Annotated in this window: 10 protein-coding genes and 2 pseudogenes; 6 read left to right on the top strand and 6 right to left on the bottom strand. The window is 59.8% G+C overall.

Features of this window, described 5'->3' with window-relative positions:
• Positions 1-1,383: 1,383 nt before the first annotated feature.
• A complete protein-coding gene (locus tag I6F35_RS40340; RefSeq protein ID WP_275945531.1) occupies positions 1,384-1,512 on the top strand; it encodes a hypothetical protein in 129 nt (42 codons plus the stop codon).
• Positions 1,513-1,764: 252 nt separating this feature from the next.
• Here I6F35_RS40340 and I6F35_RS34770 read toward each other — a convergent pair whose 3' ends face one another.
• Positions 1,765-2,013, bottom strand: coding sequence for a hypothetical protein (locus I6F35_RS34770; RefSeq protein ID WP_225122141.1), 249 nt, complete (start codon positions 2,011-2,013; stop codon positions 1,765-1,767).
• Between the two features lie 591 nt (positions 2,014-2,604).
• Between I6F35_RS34770 and I6F35_RS34765 the strand changes: the two genes are divergently transcribed.
• The 3 genes from I6F35_RS34765 to I6F35_RS34755 all read left to right on the top strand — a co-directional run bounded on the left by I6F35_RS34765 (position 2,605) and on the right by I6F35_RS34755 (position 6,169).
• Positions 2,605-3,267 (top strand): HD domain-containing protein, encoded by a 663-nt coding sequence (locus I6F35_RS34765; protein ID WP_225122140.1) that lies wholly within the window; start codon positions 2,605-2,607, stop codon positions 3,265-3,267.
• Between the two features lie 1,416 nt (positions 3,268-4,683).
• Positions 4,684-5,268, top strand: coding sequence for a TOMM precursor leader peptide-binding protein (locus I6F35_RS34760; RefSeq protein ID WP_225122139.1), 585 nt, complete (start codon positions 4,684-4,686; stop codon positions 5,266-5,268).
• Positions 5,255-6,169, top strand: a complete 915-nt coding sequence (locus I6F35_RS34755) for a YcaO-like family protein (protein WP_225122138.1) — start codon at positions 5,255-5,257, stop codon at positions 6,167-6,169. Before I6F35_RS34760 ends, I6F35_RS34755 begins: the two co-directional genes overlap by 14 nt.
• A 46-nt stretch (positions 6,170-6,215) precedes the next feature.
• On the opposite strand, the gene I6F35_RS40025 is transcribed toward I6F35_RS34755, so the two are convergent.
• On the bottom strand, positions 6,216-6,443 hold the full coding sequence (locus I6F35_RS40025) for a hypothetical protein (protein ID WP_249792844.1): 228 nt from the start codon (positions 6,441-6,443) through the stop codon (positions 6,216-6,218).
• Between the two features lie 175 nt (positions 6,444-6,618).
• Here I6F35_RS40025 and I6F35_RS34745 point away from each other — a divergent pair, with 175 nt between their 5' ends.
• Positions 6,619-7,428, top strand: a complete 810-nt coding sequence (locus I6F35_RS34745) for a SagB family peptide dehydrogenase (RefSeq protein WP_225122137.1) — start codon at positions 6,619-6,621, stop codon at positions 7,426-7,428.
• A gap of 287 nt (positions 7,429-7,715) precedes the next feature.
• Here I6F35_RS34745 and I6F35_RS34740 read toward each other — a convergent pair.
• Both I6F35_RS34740 and I6F35_RS34735 read right to left on the bottom strand, forming a co-directional pair.
• Positions 7,716-8,572 (bottom strand): annotated as a pseudogene (locus I6F35_RS34740) (histidine kinase dimerization/phospho-acceptor domain-containing protein); the annotation flags it as partial.
• 318 nt (positions 8,573-8,890) lie between these two features.
• A complete protein-coding gene (locus I6F35_RS34735; protein WP_225122136.1) occupies positions 8,891-9,028 on the bottom strand; it encodes a hypothetical protein in 138 nt (45 codons plus the stop codon).
• 1,986 nt (positions 9,029-11,014) lie between these two features.
• Between I6F35_RS34735 and I6F35_RS34730 the strand changes: the two genes are divergently transcribed.
• Positions 11,015-11,602, top strand: a complete 588-nt coding sequence (locus tag I6F35_RS34730) for a GNAT family N-acetyltransferase (protein WP_225122135.1) — start codon at positions 11,015-11,017, stop codon at positions 11,600-11,602.
• Positions 11,603-12,047: 445 nt separating this feature from the next.
• Here the strand turns inward: I6F35_RS34730 and I6F35_RS34725 are convergent, their stop codons facing one another.
• Both I6F35_RS34725 and I6F35_RS34720 read right to left on the bottom strand, forming a co-directional pair.
• Positions 12,048-12,254, bottom strand: coding sequence for a hypothetical protein (locus I6F35_RS34725; RefSeq protein ID WP_225122134.1), 207 nt, complete (start codon positions 12,252-12,254; stop codon positions 12,048-12,050).
• A 1,499-nt stretch (positions 12,255-13,753) separates the two neighbouring features.
• Positions 13,754-15,096 (bottom strand): annotated as a pseudogene (locus tag I6F35_RS34720) (MFS transporter).
• Positions 15,097-16,092: the final 996 nt, after the last annotated feature.

Here is a 16,092-nt window from a genome sequence, read left to right as displayed (position 1 = left end):
CTCGCGTTCGGATGCACGCCGTCATAACTGTCCGGCGACATCATCGGCATTCCACCTGTTAAGCCGTGTAGACGGAGGCGACATTTCAGCCCTCAGATGCGGGTGAACCGGTTCGTGTTCCTCAACCTCCAATACTCCAGCCTCGGGGACCATCTCGGCTTAACGGCTTCGCCTCAATCCCCTTTACCTGCGGGCTACGTCACCCTGCCAGTTGACGACAGGTCACCGCCGCTTGGGCTCATGTCCCCTCACAGCAGGGAACAAGTCATATCTTTTTTTTCTCAGTCCTCCTTTCTCTTTTGCATTCCAGTCATACGCTTCCCCAACTGTGGGGCGAGGCGCACGATACGTGATGTCGGCGCACCAGACCTGGTTGGGGCGCTCGATCGCGAGGCCCCGCAGCACAAGATCTTCCCCTATCTGGGGGCAAGGTCACCGGGATCAGGATGTCTATCCCGCGAGCAAGGGTTGGGGAGCCTGCCGACTGTCCAACCGGCGTCCGGCATCAAGGCGGCGTGACCTCGGACCAGGCTTTGACAAGGAACACAGGAGCCTGTCGCTCCGATGTGAAGGGAGGACTCCAAGCGGCTCGTCGCCGCAAGGAGCAGAGTACCGATGCGGAGCACAGGGGCGGAAACGCCCGTATTAGGAACGAAGGCGCTGTAATGGCACTGGACCGAAGGGGCGTTGTCATCCGGCTTTACGCGGTCGACAACCCGAAAGTGGATGATCGGCATGAGTAAGGCCAAGCCGTTTTGTATTGCCAAACGCGATGTGTGGGAGGTGTATAAGCAAGTGAAGGCGAACCAACGGGCGGCTGGGGTTGAGGGGCAATGATCCAAGACTTCGGTCGAGACTTGTGTCGGGCGCTGGAAGCGAGGTTTGCGGAATGCGGGCTACGGCTTCATCCGGAAAAGACCAAGATCGTGTAAAGATGCCAATCGCTCCGGCGCTTATCCGGAACAGTCGTCTGACTTCCTTGGCTATAGCTTTCGGCCGAGGATGGCGAACAATCGACACGGTGAGCGGTTCGTTCGCTTCAGCCCGGCCGTCAGCACGAACGCCGGGAAACGGATGCGGCATACCGTACGCAGGTGGCTGCATCGGCGCAGCGATCTTGAGCTGGGTATTTCTGCATTGAAGGCGGCCTTGTTTGACGGACGCGCGCGCTGCAGGTCGTAGGGGTAATCCTAGGAAAAGCGCTATGACGATTTCGCGGGCAGAGGTGATCACAGCGGTCGAGCGGCGGCATCGTTGGTCACAGGATGAGAAGGAACGGTTAGTTGCAGCATCTGTCGAGCCGGAGCCACTGTTTCCCAGGTGGCTCGCATCGCGGTGACCAGGCTCAGGTTGTGGCACCAACGGCGCGCAGATGTCCAAGCGTTGCTGCCCTTACTCGCCACCTACCTCGGCCACGCCAACTATAGCGACACAGCCTACTATCTCACCGGTTCGTCGGATCTCCTCGACATCGCGGCTGAGCGCGCCTTTCTCGACGGAGGCGCGGCATGAACGAACACCTCCTGCTGGCGCCGCTCCTAGAATCGTACTTTCGTCGCCGGTTGACCAAGCAGCGCAACACGACCTCCGCGACCCTGGCCGGCTATCGCGACGCCTTGCGCATGTTGATCCTCTTTGCCGCCGCCCGTCCGCGGAGAAGCCAGCGGCGTTGGCGCTTAGGATCTCGATCGGGACCTCGTTCTCGCCTTTCTCGATGAGCTCGAGGAGAAGCGGAACAATTCCGTCGCGACGCGCAACGCCCGACTAGCCGCGAGCCGATCCTTCTTCCATCACGTCGCTGCCGCCGATCCCGCCTCGTTCGGCCTCGCCCAACGGGTTCTGAATTCGGCCAGGAGTCTTTGGGGGTGCCTGATCATGCTCGCTCATCGCCCGGTTGCGGCGGGCGGGCAGCATCTCGGCTCTCGATTGGGGCGCCTTGGCAAGAAGGACGGCGGTCCCGTGGTGCTTCTGGCGGATCTGCTCAAACCGCCATCCGAAAACGCTGATCGACACAACAAGTTCAGCGTGTTGGCTGGGCTGTCATCCAACCAGGGCTACCGCCATCAACAATACTCGGCCCTTCCGCCTGCCCTGGAAGCTGGTCGAGCTAGCTGTGGAGCCTCAGGAGGTTGTTCCCGGTCAAATCCGAGCCTGCTGATCGGTGGCTTTGAGCCGATACTACCATGAGGACGATGCCAGTTGTGGGGTGCGAGCATCCGCGCGGAGGCTCCGCACTAGGGGCCACATTCAAATAATTAAAATGAAGAGTATGGGGAGGCGTGGGGATGCCGCGCGGACTCGTCTTGTGCTTGCATCCCGCTGAAGGGGTGTCCCCTTCCAAGAGAAATGCGCGCCTTAGCGCCAGGCACGGCGATCGTTAACCGAACGGCCGAGACGCCGAAGGCGGCTCGGTGAGCGAAGCGAATAGAGCCCATTTCCGGCGAAGCCGGCCGGGCAATCGACTTGATCAATTTCTGGCTTTAACGATCTTCCGCCAAAACCAGAAGGATGGCAAAGTTGTTGAATTCGATTTAGCGCATTGGCCCCGCAGGGGGCTAATCATAGCTGGATAGCCGCGATGCGATGGTATCTGCTAAGGAGACGATGGACCGCACGAGATTCGAAATGTTGCACGAGCACTTCCTTTATCCCGAGCTGGCTCTGGCGTTGCTTCCTCATGCATTCGACGTCCGCGATGGAGCGCACGATGAGGCCCACCTGCTGCCTGTGTGGCGCAACGTCCTGAAAATCGCAAATGTCGAGGGCGGGGACACGGAAATACTGGTCGCAGCCACCATTCTTCACGATAGCGTGTGGGTCGATAAGGCATCGACCGAACGAAGCAAGGCTTCGCGGCTCGCCGCGGACAAAGCCGGCGAGCTTCTTATCGCGCTCGGTTGGCCGGATGATCGCACGGATCGCGTTCGTCATGCGATAGAGGCGCACAGCTTCTCCGCTGCTATTCCTCCCATCAGCCTCGAGGGGAAGATTCTTCAGGATGCGGACCGTCTGGATGCGATCGGCTGGATTGGCGTGGCACGGTGCTTTTACGTTGCCGGCCTAAGGAAGACGGCGCTCTATGACATCGAAGACCCAGCGGCCACCCGCAGGCAGCCCAATGACATCTCCTACGCTCTTGATCATTTCCGGACCAAGCTTCTCGGCCTGAGCCAGGATTTCTGTACGCCGACCGGTCGGAGAATGGCGGCGCAGCGTTCGGCGACTCTTCGCAAGTACTATGAGGGCTTCCTGAGCGAGGTTGGTTAGACGGTCTGCTCGGCAAATGTTGGTGGCCGAGCCAAGTGAGCGGTGGTGCGACCCATTGGCGATCAGTACGTCGCCCAGCGGCGCCGCGCGTCGCCTCGACGAGCGCTGTCTTCGGACAGTCGAATGGCTTCGCTTTAAAGACGAGGCGGGGCGCCTCCGCTCGCGGATGCCGAGCACTTTCGGAGCCTCGACCTCGTCGATCCTGATCGCGAGGAACTGCGTAGCTTACAGAATAGATCTGTCGTTCGTTCATATGCCGGCTCTAGTCCGCAGATTGCGAAGCTTGCCGCGATTTAACACTCTGCTCTTGCATCAGATCCTATGAACGCGCCACCTCTCTCGATGTGTTTTTGTTGATCGGATCGAGCGGGCCGCGTTTGGCCAAGCGAGCGAGCGTTGCTGCGTGCGCGCCATCGAACGCGGCCGCCTTCAACAGAGGCACGGCAAGGTCGAGACACACGTCGCTCCTCTCGGTAGTCCTGAGGCAGAGTTCCGAGTCGCTGCAGGTTCCTAGCGGAACACATCCGTCTAGGTCGGACCTTTGGTTGCTAGCTCGGTAGAGGAAATTATCGAGCTTATTCCTGGCTCCCCTAGTTTCTTTGTGAGCGAGGATCGCTGGCGAGCCACAAGATCGGGCGGCTCAACTACAAGAATTTATAGGAGAGGAATATCTTTTGGACTTAACTTCCGAAGATCGGTCACGGTGACTGTTGCTTCGGGATCAAGCTTGCGCTGAATCGCGGGCGAGACCATTAAGTGCGTATTTCGCAAATGCGGAACAGCAATTTCGCTAAATCGCGGACGGGCGCGCAACTTTTTTCTTTCGCATGCTGTTGTCTTCGAGGTCGATCTCGAAGATGGTGTCTGCGAGCGCGGGATCATCGAACACGCAAAGGTACCCCCGTTCTTGACCGGGTCGTGTCTCACGTCACGATTGCCGACCCGCGTCATTTTCTGTTTGGACGGCGGCTTGCCGTCTTAACGGAACGATCGGGGCGCGGTCCTGCGTACGTCGTTGTCGCGCAGCCGGCAGTTCGGATCGCGTCGACAGATTCGCTGAACCGCCAAACTGTACCAGCATTGCCGACTTACCGCGCATCAGCGCGCGCACACCCATCCCATTGTGCCGGTTAAGTCCAGCGCGAATCCAGCCCGTGAGGTCGTTGAGCTCTTCTCCGGGGTCTGGGCCTGACCCGCCGACCGCTTCCAGGCCGTCCTCGCGCTCAAATGTTGCATCAGTTCGGGATGACCAAGAACGATATCCGCCAGGTCACCGACTTTCGCATCGTTATTGTGGGCGTCAACCAGTTGGGCCTCGGTGTGCGCGATCGCTTGAGCGAATTCGGCAATTAGGGGACGACTCTCGTCGATGACGTTCCCCTCCGCAATCACGCTCTTGTCGAAGGGAAGCAAGAGTTGACGCAATTCTGCGTAGACGCCCAGCGCGCGGAGGAGATCGTAAAGGGTTCCGCCCTAGTGGTCGCATGCGCTGAATTCGGCGGGAGCGGTCTTCTCAAGCCGTGGAACGCCCTTGCTTTCCAACAAAGCAAACCTTTTCTGCCGGTGCTTATTGAGGATGCCACCATCCGACTCGGCCCGCTTGTGATCCCGGAGCAGACGGCGTGCCTGGCCTGTCTGGAGGTACGGCAGAACTCCCATCTACGAGAGAAGGTGCACGACCAGCGTCTTATTGAGGCCTTCCTACCCCAGGGGCAGGCCTTCATCGGTGCGCACCCGGCGGTGACCTCCATCGCTTGCAAACTTGCGGCCTTCGAGATACTCCGGTTCAGCGCGAACCTGTTTCCGCGCCGTGCGGGCAAGCTCATCGAGATGAACCTGATGGGCTCGAGCATGATCGCAAGCTGCGTGTTGAAGGCACCACGCTGTCCCGTCTGCAGTCCGCTCCGCCACGCGAGCAAGGTGAACCTCGAGAAAATCTCCCTGAACCGAGAGCGCTGGGCCCAGGTCGAGGCGATGGGAGGGAGGAATGACGCGGATTAGAACAGCCGCCGGCTTCGACCGGCTGCGCGCCATTTTAAGCTACCTTTACGATCCGAAAGTCGGCATCCTCAATTCGATACATTCGATACAGGAGAACGACAGGGAGGCCGGGTCACCGGAATTCTTTCGATACATGACCGTCGCCGCGGGCACGCGCGCCTTAAGCGGTCTCGAGAACTTCTCCGTCGGGGGTGGTGGATCGACGTCTCGCGACCTCGCGTTGGCGAAAGCCATCGGCGAGGCGATCGAACGCTATGTCGCGGCGATTTACGATCGGCGGGACCATCCAATTTACACCTATCAGTCGGCGCCCTTCCAATGTGTGCCGCCCACCGACTTCGCGCTGTACGACGACCAGCAGCTCACCAAACTGGACTTCCCTTATCGGCCCTTCACGGCGGAAAGTGACGTCCGCTGGATGCCGGCCCGCAGCTTGGTCTCGGGCAAGAGCATCCATGTGGCAGCCTGCTTCGTCTACTTGCCCTATCTATTCTCGCCGGACGGAGACGAATGGCCCTTGGCACAGTCAATCTCGACCGGACTGGCCTGCCACGATAGCTTCGAGCGCGCCGCGGCAGCAGGTATCTGCGAGGTGATTGAGCGGGACTGCTTCTCGATCACCTGGCAGGCCATGCTCTCCCGCTCCCGCATTCGGCTCGATAGTCTGGCCGACCACCAAAAGAACCTGATCCGCCGTTTCACCTCCGTCCGTTACGGGATCCACATGATGGAGATCAGCCAAGACAACGAAGTCCCGACGATCCTCACAGTCCTGGCGGCCCCCGGGGCTCCAAGGCAGCACCGCTCGCGGTGGCGGCAGCCGCCGACCTTAGCCCTGATGTCGCCGTCACGAAGTCGCTGGAGGAGCTGGCGCACACCGAACGCTATGTCCGCCAGTTGATGGCCGAACTCAAACGGATCGACGAAGAATGTGACCACAAAAACGTCTACAGCCAAGTGAGCCATGTGAACTTCTGGACGTCGCCGGAACGGGCCGAGCAGGCAGCATTTCTTATTCCTCGGCTACGGAGATCGACTTCCGAGAGCTTCCCGACCGGGCCACCGGCGAGCCTGCGCGCGATCTCGAGACGCTGGTCGACCAGGTGGCTGGGACGGGACACGATGTCCTGGCCGCCGACCTGACGACAGAAGACGTCGCGGCGCCGGGCTTTCATGTGATCCGGGCCCTGATCCCCGGCTACCACCCCATGTTCATGGGCTATGCGTCGCGGGCACTGGGACGCGTCTCTGGGAACTGCCACGGAAGCTGGGCTATCCCGGCCTGACCAGGGAACATGGCGACAATCCCATGCCCCATCCTTTTCCCTAACCGAGATTCGAAGGACCGCGATGAGATCCGATAGACCAACATGGGATGACCTGGTCTGGGGCACCGAGGATCTGGACCTGATCTGGGAGGCGTTCCATGAGAACTCCAAATCCACGGCCGTAGACGACGCGCTTCCCAACTACGTCGTCGTCGATTGGATGACCCGGATGAAGAATGCGCTGCCTTACGATGCTTTCGCGGCCATTCCCCTGCCGCCGGTCGCCATTCTACCGCCCTTCAGGCTCGGCCTGGGCGAGGCGATCTTGGCACGACAAACTCCCAGGGGCATCGCACCCGCGAGTATGTCATTCGCAATGCTAGCGGCGCTCCTCTTTTACAGCTACGGCATCAACCGGCCCAACGAAGCAACGCCCTTCCCGCGCCCGCTCCGGAATGTGCCGTCGGGTGGGGCTCTCTTTCCGCTGGAAATCTACTTCCATGCGCGTAGCGCGGTCGAGAGCCTAGCGCCCGGCCTATACCACTACAATTCCGAGGAGCATTGCGTACGCCGGATCGTCAATCGGGACCTTTCGGAGGAGCTGGCCTGCTGTCTCTTTCAGCCTGAGATCGTCCGAGGTGCCGCGCTCTTGGTCATCCAGACGGCGCTGTTCCGCCGCAACACGGTGAAGTATGGGGATCGTGGCTATCGGTTCACATTGATAGAGGCTGGACATGTCGCCCAAAATATAAATCTCGTCGCGACTGCGCTCGGGCTCGGCGTTTGGAACGTCGGGGGCTTCCAGGACCGGGCGCTTGATCGACTCTTGGGCATTGATGGCATCAACCATTCATCCCTCTACCTCCAGGCCATCGGAGAAAAGATTGATTGATCAGGCGCTCATCGGGAGCGGCGTCTGCTTGCTCCCCGTTATCGCACCGGAAAAGATCTGTCTTGGGTCGCAGCTTCCCTCTCACGCGGAACACCATTCATCGCCAGCGACCTCACTCTCGGAAGCTGGTGGAGCCATTGGGTCGCACGCGAGCTTGCAAATGAGTTAGACTTGGACCTGCGAGCGATGCCGCGCCCTGCACTGGGATTAACGGACTGGACGGATGCCAGCCACGCCGAGGCTGATCCGCTTCCTCGGCCGGGCTCACTCCTCCACGCCAGCCGCCCTATGGCGTCCCGCGCATTCAGGCCGAGGTTCAGGAGCGCGGTCGAGAGCTGACTGGGATCGATCAGAGCCGGCGCGCAATCGTGCGCCAGCATCGAATCGATTTCGATCTGTTCGCCGAGCGTGGGTCGTAGCAACCGCGCTGTCTCGACGACCAAAGCGTTGACATCCGTGCTGCGCGGCTGCAACGGCTGCTGACGGGCAAAGGCCAGCAGATGTTGGATCAGGTCGGCCCCTCTCGATGCAGCGGCGCTAAGCATCTGGGTGATTTGGACGAGATGCGGACGATCCTTGACCGCGTCGGCCAGGATTTCGATGGTTCCGGTGATCACGGTCAGAATGTTGTTGAAGTCGTGCGCGAGACCACCGGTGAGTTGGCCGACGGCTTCCATTTCTGCGCTTGCCGGACCTGAGCCTCGTTGGCCTCGATCTCCTGAAAGCGTTTGACCATGGCTTCGGCGGTGCGCCGTTGTCTGATGTCCTCCTCAAGTGCCGCATAGGCTCGCTGAAGTCGCATGCGTGACGGCAGCACCAGGATTCGCGGCAGCAGCAGCAGAGCTGCCGTGATGCCGACCGAAATCAACGCCAGCAAGCACTTTGTTAGGCCCTCGATGTGGTAAGCCGGGACCCATAAAGTGAGGATCGACAGCAAGCGGGTCACTCCGCAGACGCCGGCGAAGAGGGCGAAGGCCCAGAATACGCTGCGGAACATAATGTCACGGCGCCGCCACACGAAAAAGCTGAGGACGAACGCGGTGGTAAAGAAGGCGCCGGCGAGCATGGCATCGGAAACGGCGTTCAACCAGATCAATTCCGGCTTCCACAGCAGACACGCGCCATACGGAGTGAGCGTCGACATTGCAGATAGCTCCCAAAAGAAGCGGAACAACTCTCATCGCGATCCGACCTGCGCCGGAACAACAGGGCGGATGATCAGCGTTCCCTCATCGGCGCAGCGCCGACCGTCAGATACGTTCCGCAGGAGTCCAGAGCCGCCCGGCTGCAAGGTTTTGCCGCTGTCGCGATTAGCTTGGAGTAACAGTAGACCGCGGCGCCACGAGCATCCTCGGCCGCGTGGTGTCGAAAATCTATGCAGAGCGCTCGAGCCAGATTGGCTAAGCCATACCGGCCATCCGGTCGGAAATGCTCCCCGCTTCGGCTAGCCACACGTAGCCCATCAACCCATACACAGGGAGAGGCATTTGGCTCCGTATTTCTGGGCCGCCCGCGCCAGTGCCGTGCGGTCGAACGCGCTGTGGTGGGCAATCGCTATGTCCTCGAACGCTGAGCTGATGACCGGCAGCACCTTCTCCATCGTTGGCTTGCCGGCGACATCCTCCGGTCTGATGCCGTGGTTAGATATTCATCGGATCGAAGTAACCTTGCGGATCGATCAGGATCACCAGAGATCTCGCTCTGCCGGAAGTGCACCAGCCCTATTGAAGATACTAGCCGAATCGGCATTGGCCGGCTCAACTGCGTGTTTTGGCAGTTGACGGACACGGATTTCGGTAATTCGCGGATAGCGGTTTCAGTGATTCCGGGACAGGAATTCCGGTAAATCACGGACAGTTGTGAGGGTTGGTTTTCGAGAGCGCCGTTCGGGCAATGTTCTCTATCAAGGTGAGTTTGAGAGGAGCAGTGCCAAGCGCGTTTAGTTTCGGCGAACGAGCGGGGTCTCCGACCATGGCATTGGCAGCAAGGGCCAGCACTTCTTGCCTCGATCCATCCAGTAATCGCCGCGATGCTGCCCGAATCGGAAGGCTAATGGCCTCTCGCAACGCTCTCCTGGGCGTTGTACCTTGGCGAACTCGCTTCATCCCTTCAGCCCCCAAGCCCCGGGGTGGAGCGAGTGTCCAGCAGTGCAGCGTCTGCCCTTCTGGTCGTGTGCTCTCAAAATGCCCCAGGTGGCCACGCGACGCGTCACGGCCCATGCGCATCCTTATTCAGCGGCCATTACTTCTGTCGTGCGGTGCGGTTGTGATGTTGATACGATTAACCTCTTATTCGAGCTGGCGCCAAATTGGCCCCGTCAAGATCCAATTCACCGGATTCCGGTCGCATTGTGTCGACGAGAATGGGTATCACTTGACGACCGAAATTGCGGTACCGCAGCGAACCCCTCCGGATCACGCCGGCAGAAGCTGGCTCGCGAGGAAGTCCGGACCGGTCCCCTTGGGGCGAATACGATCGTATTCACCGGCCCGTTACAAATCGCGCGTTCCGAGGCCGCTATCGCCGCGGCCGAGGCTGGCTGCACGGTAGCGGACTCTGTAACGAAAAAAGACCACCATCCTAGTCGTCGGCAATCAGGATCTCCCACCTTGCGAGGGGGAAGAGCTCGAAGCACCGGAATTGTGAGAATCTGATAGCGGCCGGCGCAGCCATTCGAATTGTTGGCAAGAGCGATTTCATGCTCATGGTGGGGCGCTACGTAGGAGAGCGTCTCCATCCCAGCATTTATCTTAGTCTGGTCGGCCTATCGCCCGCGAGAGAGGGATCGCGATTGCCGACTATTCGAAGCCCTGCGGTTGAGGGCGCGAGCCCGCGCCCCCTGGTGGACATGGAATACTCTGACGGCGTACCCAACCAGCGCGCCGGCAAAGAAGACGCCCACCAACAAAGCCGGTGCAGACAAGTCCATTGAATGAACCTCGCTGCCTCGACGGTCTGATTACTGGATCATAGCAAAGTGCCTGAGAGTTTACTCGCTCCACAATGCTTTGCTGATTGGTGTCAAGGAGCCGAGTCTCACATCCCTGGAAAGCCGCATGTCAATGAGAGAGGGCTGTCCCTTGCTGTGGTCCTTGCGGAAGTTGGCGCGCACGAATTGGTTGAGACCGCTCGGCTATCTCCCGACCTGGAGCCCGCCAGCGATAGAGGGCGGCCGCCCGGCCTTCATGGAACGGTGAGCACGCTCCAGGTTCGCCCCAGAGAATTAGCCCAAGGGCTTGAAGCGCACGTAACGTCAGGTTGTACGGTCAAATGAAGGTTGAGGGCGATCCCCAGAACGTTCATGACGCAGCTCGGATATATTCCAGATGTACCGGCGAAAGGAACTCGAGCACGGTCTTGATCTGGATAATGGCTGACCGACCACTCTCATCAACTGACGGTGAGGATCGTTTGCGGGTGCGGGCGGAATCGGTATAGCGTCGCAACGCGAGCTGTCACCTGCGGCGACGGATCAATCGTTAGCACAGAGCCGCGGCGCAGCCTCCGGACGTTTCCTGTTTCGTTAAATGCCATTTGTCATGCCCGTGTAACTCTGACAGATAGAAGACAACCGGGAATCCACATCATGCTCGCCGAGTCGGAGATCACATGTGCGAATGCAAACGTTCGAACAAGCATCGTCTGGACAATTGTGCTCGGCTTTGCCGCCGATCCATTGATGCGCTGGAGTTGGCCTGACGTAAGGCAATATCTTCGAAACATGCCTAACTTCGTTAACGCCTGTGGTGGACGAGCATTCGACCATGGGACAGCGTACGTCACGGGAGGGATCCGCGCCGCAGCCCTGTGGCTGCCGCCTGGCGTACAGCAAGACGAGTCCGCGTTGGACGAAATCATGGCACTGTCCCTGAACCCGGAGATCATCGACGACATGGCGCTCCTGCGGCACGAAATGGCCGAACATCGTCCGCCCGAGCCGCACTGGTACCTGCCTTTCATCGCGGCCGATCCGAAGTGGGTCGGACACGGACTTGGCACATTACTGATGAAATACGCTCTTCATCGATGCGATGAGCAGGGCATTACCGCGTATCTTGAAAGCTCGAATCCCGAGCACATTCCCTTTTATCGTAACCACGGCTTCAAGATCATTGCCAGAATACAACATGGTTCTCCGCCGCCGCTCACGCCAATGTTGCGAGCAGCCAAATAAAGCGAATATCGGGCGAGGCTCGGTCTGATCGATGCGCCAAATCGGCAACATTGGCAACGGTTGTTCGGGCCTGGTGGCACTTCACGTCTCTAAGCGATGGAAGGACCGGCGGGCGCTGCGGGCAGCGAATGACGTAAGGGCATGTAGACGACGTCCTCCGCGCCGAGCATTAGCGCCAGCAGCGCGGGACGAAAGCGGTGGCGATCGGCACCAAGGCGACTTACCCAGCCTTCATCGAGCCCGCGCTGGTGACACAGGTGATCGGGTGCCCTCCGGGAGGCGCTGGATCGATGAGATCAAGTTCGACGGCTACCGCGCCCAGCTCCACATTGCCAAATGAGGCGATCAAGATCTTCAGGCGGCGGCGTCTCGACTAGATGAACCGCCTCCGCAAGATCGCAGATGACACCTGGCACGTCTCCGAGGATAGCCAACCAAGGTGGCCTTACTCTGCCAGCTTTGTTTCGATGTACGCGTTCACGAGCTCGGCGAAGGAGCGGCGATCCCCGATCACGGCATTGGCGTGAGAGAGAATGTGTTGCTGAACAAGCCGAAGGCCGCTCTTGCGAGCCCTCGGCAGGGTGACGTCCCAGTATTCGTTAATGGCCCTCTCAGCCAACCGAATGCGGTTCAGATCGCCTTTAGCGATCAATCTACGCAGGATTCCTAAACAAGTTTCCAAGTGGGGCATCGGTCGAAGACTTATTGCTTTTCGAGTCTTTGGTCGTCTGCTGCAAGCTTCTGCCATTCATCGTCGAGGCGCTGCCACGGCTCTTTGTCGAGGGGGCGGCTCGCTCGCTCCGCCTGCGCACGGCAATCCTCGACCTTGGTGCGGTAATAGGCTGAGTTATTTCAAGGCATATTCCGTTCTAGGTCATGTGCCCCGGCGCGACCGTTGGGCGCGCCGGGCCGGGGCGGTGCTCCCTCTCGGCCGATCGTGGGGTCAGGGGCCTGACGCTCGATCAGCAAAGAGGTCGCACATCAGCAAAGGCGTCTCGGTGAACTGCCGGAGGCTGAGAGTGTCGCGTTCGTCAGGCTCACTCCTGCAGGCGTCTTCGGCTGAGGCGAGCACCGGTAGCTTTGCGAGCCTCAGTCATTCATCGGAACGCCGCAGTAGTCGCATCGCGCCAGCCGGCTTTGCAGTTTGCTGCCGGCATTGCTCGGCTCGCGCTGGGAGAATTTCTGCATGATCAGCCATAGCGTCTCGTACTATTGATAGCCCGAAGGGCCACTCGGCCTACCAGCAACATAGCGCGGCTAATTCACTTTGGCTTTGATTTAGATCATCTTCCCGGGACGCTCGCAGCCCGCTGCGCGAGTTGGTTGCTGCCCTTCGCATCCGTAGCAGTTACGGCAGGCTTCCAGCACCGCCCGCACGGCGAGCCGCGGTAAGACAGCGGTATCCGATTGGCCTCTGCGGCCAGAGCCAGTATCTTTTCGGCTAGGCATGCCTTCAACGATGACGTCCGCTTTGCTGTCGGTAATCTGACAGGCGTTTGCGGACGGCAGTTGACGCGCCTGATGTCGGAAGCTCCAGGCCGCGCTGTCGTCGGCTGGCGTCCGCCACACACGAACAGACCCTTCGCCAGATCCCCTGCGCAAGCTGTCAGTGCCGTCGGTGGGTGCTGCCTGAAAGTTGGTGGTCGGGCTGGCGGGCTACCTAGCCCGATTGTCGAACAGGCGTCCAAGGACGCCGTGACACTTCAGCGCACGGAGCTCGATGTTGCGGGCCGGTCGAGAGCAAACGAGCTGGTGGCCCCGCGTTGCGCGCCACGAGTTTCGCAGATCAGACACCTGGCAGCGTAGAACATCCTCCAGCATCCACGACAGCAGAACGACAAGCCGCGGGTTCTCGGTCGGATGGGGAAGCTTGGTGCGGCAGCGGCGAACGCTATGTCCGGGCCTCGGTCATGCCGCGGCCCCGACAAGGTTTTGGCTTGCAAAGGGGGTGTAAGCCTTTAATGTGGCTGTCCGGACAATCGCCCCAGCCCTTTAATTGCAAGGTGTTGTCACACTTCCATTCTTTGTCTCCAGTGGCACGGTGGTAGCGACCACTTGGTCGGAGCTGGTCGAGGTTGCCGAGACAAGGTGATCGCGGGTGACGAGAGAAATCGCCAACCGGAACTGGCTAAGGACAGTCTCTTTAACCGGTCAACTTGATCGCGTTGATGTCGCAGCTGGGGTTATGGTCCTTTCGGAGGTCGCGGGCGGTGCGGTCTCGGGCATCATCAGCATGGCACAGAGCCCGGCCGCGCTGGCGACAAGCATTACCAGGCGGGCGCCAGCGCGTTCCCGGTAGCGTGGATCAGCCAGTGACGACGACTTGCGCTGTGCCTCCGAAGATCGCGATCGCAAAAGCGTAAATCGTCGCGAAGGCGCCACCGCGAATGTCCTTGGGCAAGCCTTCGGCCATACTCACATAGAAGGCGCTATACGGAATCGTTCCGATAAGGGTGAGCGCGCCGAGGCCTCCGAGAAGTGCGGGGGCACTGCGGCTCTCTGTGATCCACAAGAACACCGGATACGTCATCAGCAACGCAGCAATCTGCGGCCATATCATGATGTGCCGGCGTCCGGCCAGATCCGCGCGCCAACCGCCCAGCAAGGCGGCAGCAATTCCTGCCGTGTTGCCGATGAGCGTGGTGGCAAAGGCGAGAGGCGCAGACACTTGCAGGGTGTTCAGCGCATAGGTGGTCATATATTGCGTGACGTAGGTAATAATCGTGCAGCTCGCCAATATGACGAATCCCAAGCTCATGATGCGGCGAGCGGCATGCGATCTCCTTACAGTCTGGACGAGGAGAGCTGAGGCTTCAGGGCGCTGCAAGTTTCCGACAGGCCCTCCGCAACCAAAATCCGAACGGCAGCGTACCGGCGCCGAGCAAAAGCGCGATCCGTCATCCGTACGCATTGAGTGCCTCGGTTGTCATAGTGAGGGAAAGTATTTCTCCAACCAACGCTCCGGCGGTCGCAGCTACCTGTTGGCTGGCAGGCTGAAACGAGACAGCAAGACCGCGGGCTTGGGCCGGGGCCGCTTCCATCAAATAGGCGGTAGTCGGACCGACTTCACCTCCGAGAGCGAAGCCCTGCACCAAACGTGCGAAAATGGCCAATAAAGGAGCAGCAATCCCTATTGTCTCGTAGGAGGGCGTAACAGCCAACACCAGGATCGCGGCACTGATCATGGCAAAGCTGGCCGTCATCGCGGGCCGGCGCCCGACCCGATCCGAGTACGAGCCGAGCACGATGGCCCCGATCGGTCTGGTTACAAAACCTGCGCCAAACGTCGCTAGCGACAGCATGAGGCTGGCGAACGGGTCGCTCGTCGGGAAGAACGCCTCACCGATCTGGATCGCGAAAAAGCTATAGGTCCCGAAGTCGTAGAATTCGAGAATATTGCCGATCGTGGCACCCAACACGGCGCGGCTGGTCAAACGCTCGTCTGCTGCAACGAGGACCGGCTCCAGCGTCTTCCGAGCAAATTGCCTGGTCATCCTCGATCCGTCTGAAGCACGATCGTTGGCCGAGCATTTTCGACCAGCCAGGTCGCGCACTCGCATTTCACTTGCCTCACGCACCCTCTGTCTTGACGTGGCCGGCCCGCGCGCCAGTGCTCACATGTGAAGCATGTGTTGACGAAGCTCATGATAATGAGCGCAATAAACATGCCTGCCTCTTACAGGCCCATTCAAGCGCTGAACTAATTGCGGCAATCGCCAGCAAAGATGATGAACGCGCTGCAATTCTTGGGCGCGCGCGTTCATTGCGCTCCTTTGCATTGGCGAGTTTGCGACAACATTGGTGGGCGCCGAACGTGGTAGTGCCTGCTTTCACACACAACGGCTACCCGCGCGTGCATACTGCCTTCTCGGCTGCGTGCGCGGACGCGTTAGGCGATTGGCCCGGCTTTTGCTCCGTTGCTTGGCAGTTGCGTGCAGCTGTCACTGCCTCGGGATTGTCTCCTGCACAATACAGAATCGCCGCGCGATCAGAGAGAAATAGGGAGCTCGCATTGCTGATGGACCATGAAAATGACCGACACCATCCCAGCGCAGCAGACATCAGACGGTGATATCCGGGCGCGGCGAGCCTCGGCTCAGCGGGGCGCAAATGCCAAGCGTGATGCGCCAGAGTTTGAGAATTAAGCCGCGGCGGGAAAGGTCTTCCGTGAAGCCGGTGAAGCGAAGCGCTCGGGCCGACATGACAGCGCTCCGGCCCACAGATAGAATTGCTGCCGGATCGGCTGCAATGGCTGTTCATTCCAGGCGGCCTCGAAAAGGAGCCGCGCCGAGACATGCGGCGCTTATCACTAACGTAGACCGTCAACGCCGAGAGGCGCAGTCGGGCAAGGATCGAAGTTGTTAGTCCGTTTCGTACCGTACTTTGTTGAAGCAGGCCCCCTACAGACCCTTGCTCCTGAAAAACACTTACCTATTTCAGCAGCGCCTGCGCTGGCACTGCGGGCATGGATCGCTAGCAATCCATAAATC

It is taken from the genome of Bradyrhizobium sp. BRP22 (assembly GCF_020194175.1).
GTDB lineage: Bacteria > Pseudomonadota > Alphaproteobacteria > Rhizobiales > Xanthobacteraceae > Bradyrhizobium.
Note: the sequence above shows the minus strand (reverse complement) of the source record. Positions and strands in the feature narration are given on the sequence as shown.

Excerpts from the sequence above, each read along its gene's own strand:
- I6F35_RS34735 (WP_225122136.1), bottom strand. The coding sequence starts at position 9,028 with ATGGAGAAGGTGCTGCCGGTCATCAGCTCAGCGTTCGAGGACATAGCG.
- I6F35_RS34765 (WP_225122140.1), top strand. The coding sequence starts at position 2,605 with ATGGACCGCACGAGATTCGAAATGTTGCACGAGCACTTCCTTTATCCC.
- I6F35_RS34745 (WP_225122137.1), top strand. The coding sequence starts at position 6,619 with ATGAGATCCGATAGACCAACATGGGATGACCTGGTCTGGGGCACCGAG.
- I6F35_RS40025 (WP_249792844.1), bottom strand. The coding sequence starts at position 6,443 with ATGAAAGCCCGGCGCCGCGACGTCTTCTGTCGTCAGGTCGGCGGCCAG.
- I6F35_RS34730 (WP_225122135.1), top strand. The coding sequence starts at position 11,015 with ATGCTCGCCGAGTCGGAGATCACATGTGCGAATGCAAACGTTCGAACA.
- I6F35_RS34755 (WP_225122138.1), top strand. The coding sequence starts at position 5,255 with ATGACGCGGATTAGAACAGCCGCCGGCTTCGACCGGCTGCGCGCCATT.